Below are 3,693 nucleotides of genomic sequence, written 5' to 3'. Positions count from 1 at the left end.
GGGGCCAGCGAGACGCCGGCGGCCAGCGCGCGCCCGCCGGCCAGCTCCGCGCGGCGGGCCACCAGTTCGCGCGCGGTCGCGTCGAGCGCGGGGGCGAGGGCGTCCGCGGCGGCGGCCACCACCGAGTCGGCGTCGCCGTCGGCGAGCGCGGCCAGCGCGTCGGAGGTCAGCGGGCCTGCCTCGGCGCCGAACGCGTCGGCCAGCGCCGCCGCGCGCGCCGCGCGGGTCTCGACGAGCACGTTCTCCAGCTCGAACAGCGCCGCCTGCAGCGTGAGCAGCATGCGGCCAATGTACTGCGGGGGCGGACGCACGACGGGCCGGCCCCCGGAGGAGCCGGCCCGTCGCGACCGCGGGGCGGAACGCCCTTACTGGTTGTTGAGCTCGATCAGCACGCGGCGGTTCGTCGCGCGCCCCTCGGGGTTCTCGTTCGACGCCACCGGGTTCCCCTCGCCCGCCGCGCGCGGCGTCAGGCGGTCGGCCCCGATGCCCTTGCCCGCGAGGTACGCGCGGACGGCCTCGGCGCGGCGCTCGGACAGGCGGTTGTTGTAGCTCTCGCCGCCGATCGCGTCGGTGTTGCCGGTGAGGATCAGGCGCAGGCGCTGCGCCTCGGGGCGCTGCATCGACGCCGCGATGTCGTCGAGGATGCGGCGCGCGTCGCTCGAGATCTCGGCGCGGTCGAAGTCGAAGTTCACGACGCCGATGACGACCGTCGCGCTGCTGGCCGTCCCCGTGCCCGTGCCGGTGGCGGCGTTCGCGCCCGGCTGCGTCGCCGCGGCGATGCGGTCGCGGTAGACGGTGTCGACCTGCGTCACGCGGACCGTGTCGGTGCGCGTCACGTTCTGCGTGATGACCGACGTCGTCGGCTGGTTGCGGAACAGGACGCCGAGGCCGAGGCGGATGCTCGGCTCGAAGCGCGGCGTGCGGTCGCCGGTGTCGATCGTGTTGGCCTCGTCGCGCGGCTCCTGGTCGTCGATCACGTACAGCCCGCCGACGTCGCCGCGGAGCGTGACGCGCTGCGTCAGGAAGAAGCGCAGGCCGATGAGCCCCGTCGGGCCGTGGCCGCGCGGGCCGACGCCCGCCTGGCGGAGGCGGCCGAAGCCGTCGTAGCCGTAGCCGACGCCGAGGTGCAGGCTGGTGCGCCCGCGCTGCGGCGTGTTGTAGAGCAGGCGCGCGTCCCACAGCGTATGCGAGACGTCGTCGAGGTCCGTGCGGTTCGGCAGGAGCGGGACGGTCGGCTTGGTGACGCCGAACGAGACCTCGCCCTCGAGGGCGAGGTTGTTGAGCAGGTAGTACGCGAGGCGGCCGCCGCCCGCGAACACGTTCTCGACCTGCGTGTCCGACTCCGGGAAGATCGTGTAGCGGCCGACGGCGCCGATCTCGATGGCGCGCTGGCGGATCCCGGTGGGGAGCTGGGCCCCGGCGAGTGCCGGGGCGACGAGCGCCGCGAGCGCGGCAGCGGAGACGACGAAACGACGCGTCATGGGGAGGCGGCGGGGGTGGAGGTGCGTGGGCGCCGGGCCCGACGAAGCTGCGGCGCCAATATAAGCCGACCTGGCCGATGTACAGCCCCGCTGTCGGTCACGGCCTCGGCGAACTCGGCAGATCGCGAATCTGATGCCACTTCGCCAGCGAATCCACTAAACGGATGAATCGCCTCGCGCGTACGCCGCATCCAGCAGTTCGACGGGGTGCACGACGCGCGTGCGACTCCCCGCGCGCGACAGCCCGGCCCCCAGCTGCATGAGGCACCCGGGGTTCCCGCTCGCCACCAGCGCGGCCCCGGTGTCGCGCACATGCTGCAGCTTCGGCGCCAGCACGGCGTCCGACGTCTCGGGCTCGATCAGGTTGTAGATGCCGGCGCTCCCGCAGCACTGGTCCGCCTCCGCCAGCGGCACCAGCTCGATCCCGCCGACGGCCTCCAGGACGCGGAGCGGCGGGTCGGCGACCCGCTGCGCGTGCAGCAGGTGGCAGGGGGCGTCGTAGGTGACGCGCACCGGCGCGCCGTCGCCCATCGCCGCGCCTGCGGCCGCGCGCGCCCCCACCGCCGCCAGCGCCTCGCTCACGTCGCTCGCCCGCGCCGCCTCGGCGCGCGCGCGCGCCGCCCGCGCCGTGTCGTCGGCCAGCAGCTGCCCGTACACCTTGAGCATCGCGCCGCAGCCGGCGGCGTCGCTGACGACCAGCGCGTCGGGCGCGCGCTCGAACGCCGCGACGTTGGCCCGCGCCAGCGCGCGCGCGGTCTCCAGGTCGCCGGCGTGCGCGTGCAGCGCCCCGCAGCACGCCTGCCCGGGCGCCCGGACCATCCGGTAGCCGTTGTGCCCGAGCGTGCGCCGCGCCGCGTCGTGCGTGTGCGCGAACAGCCCGCGCATCACGCACCCCTCCAGCAGCACGGCCTCCCCCCGCGCCCCGTCGCCGCGCGGGCGCCAGTGGGGCGCGCGCACCGCCGGCCGCGTGCTGTCCAGCATCGCCAGCGCGAACGCCGCGCGTCCGCCGAGCGCGCGCGCCAGCAGCCGCGGCAGCCCGGTGGCCCGGAACAGCCGCGCGCCGAGCAGGACGAGCGCGAGCAGCCGCTTCCGCGCGAACGTCCCCAGCACGACCCGCGCGACCAGCGGGCGCGGGCGCCCCTCGGCCAGCGTCGCCCGCGTCGCCTCCAGCAGCTGCCCGTACGGCACCCCCGACGGGCACGCGGTCTCGCAGGCGCGGCAGCCGAGGCAGCGGTCGATGTGGAGGTTGACGTCGGGGTCGTCGACGGGGAGCCCGCCCTCGAGCACCTCGCGCATGAGCTGGATGCGCCCGCGCGGCGAGTCGTTCTCGTCCTGCAGGTTCACGTACGTCGGGCACGCCTGCAGGCAGAACCCGCAGTGCACGCACGCGTCCAGCCCCGGGCGCGCCGCGGCGAGCGGGGTGCCGGGGAGGGCGCAGGGCGCGGCGGGTCGGTCGTCGAGCGTGGGGAGGAGCATGGGAGAGCCTACGGGTCCGTGCGGGAGCGGAGCGTCGATGCGGCGAGCGAGCATTCTTGCGGCGCGGCGCGAGCGTCGAGCGGCGAGCGTCGAGGGGAGTCCGCGCGTCGGGAGGGGCCCTCCCGCCGCGAGGAGGGCGCTCGACGCTCGACGCTCCACGCTCGACGCTCCCTTACATGATTCCCCGGTTCAGGATCCGCCCCGGATCGAACGCGTCGCGCACGCGGCGCGACAGCGGGTCGTCGGCGGCGGGGGGCGCCCAGGTCGGGCCGACGGTCGGCCAGAGCGCGGCCGGCAGCCGCTCGACGGCGCGGCGGGCCGGGGGCGCGTCGGGGGCGTCGGCGACGTCGGGGCGGGGCATCCCGAAGCCGTCGGCGCCGGGGAGGACGAAGCGCACCACGCCGCGCGACGGCGTCGCGTGCGCCAGCAGGCCGAACGCGCGCGCGGCCGGCGCGAACAGCTCGGCGCACAGGGCGGCCACGCGCGCCGGGCGCGACGACAGGCGCGCCACCACGCCCTCGGCGGGCTCGCACGCGCGCAGCCGCGCCCACAGGTCGGCCGGGGCGTCGGCGACGTCGCCCAGCTCGGCGAGCGGCGCGCGCAGCGCCGCCACCGCGTCGGCGTTGCCCGCGACGCGGGCCAGCAGCAGGGCGCGGTCGCCGAGCGCGAGGTGCGCGTCGGCCGGGCCGTTGACCAGCTCCAGCGCCCAGGCGGCGAGCGGCGCGCCGAGCAGGGT

3 protein-coding genes and 1 pseudogene are annotated in these 3,693 nt (G+C 77.0%); all 4 read right to left on the bottom strand.

Going from position 1 to position 3,693, the window contains the following annotated elements:
- A partial coding sequence (locus PYV61_RS22480) for a hypothetical protein (RefSeq protein WP_275835890.1) occupies nt 1–281 on the bottom strand: 281 nt, incomplete at its 3' end.
- Nucleotides 282–365: 84 nt separating this feature from the next.
- Entirely contained in the window at nt 366–1,481 is a 1,116-nt protein-coding gene (locus tag PYV61_RS22475) for an OmpA family protein (RefSeq protein WP_275835888.1), read from the bottom strand.
- A 156-nt stretch (nt 1,482–1,637) separates the two neighbouring features.
- Complete coding sequence (locus PYV61_RS22470) at nt 1,638–2,957, bottom strand: heterodisulfide reductase-related iron-sulfur binding cluster (protein WP_275835886.1); 1,320 nt, start codon at nt 2,955–2,957, stop codon at nt 1,638–1,640.
- Between the two features lie 172 nt (nt 2,958–3,129).
- A pseudogene (locus PYV61_RS22465) lies at nt 3,130–3,693 on the bottom strand (hypothetical protein); the annotation flags it as partial.

The organism is Roseisolibacter sp. H3M3-2 (assembly GCF_029211165.1).
GTDB lineage: Bacteria > Gemmatimonadota > Gemmatimonadetes > Gemmatimonadales > Gemmatimonadaceae > Roseisolibacter.
The sequence above is the reverse complement of the archived record's forward strand: the minus strand, read 5'-3'. Positions and strand labels throughout refer to the sequence as shown.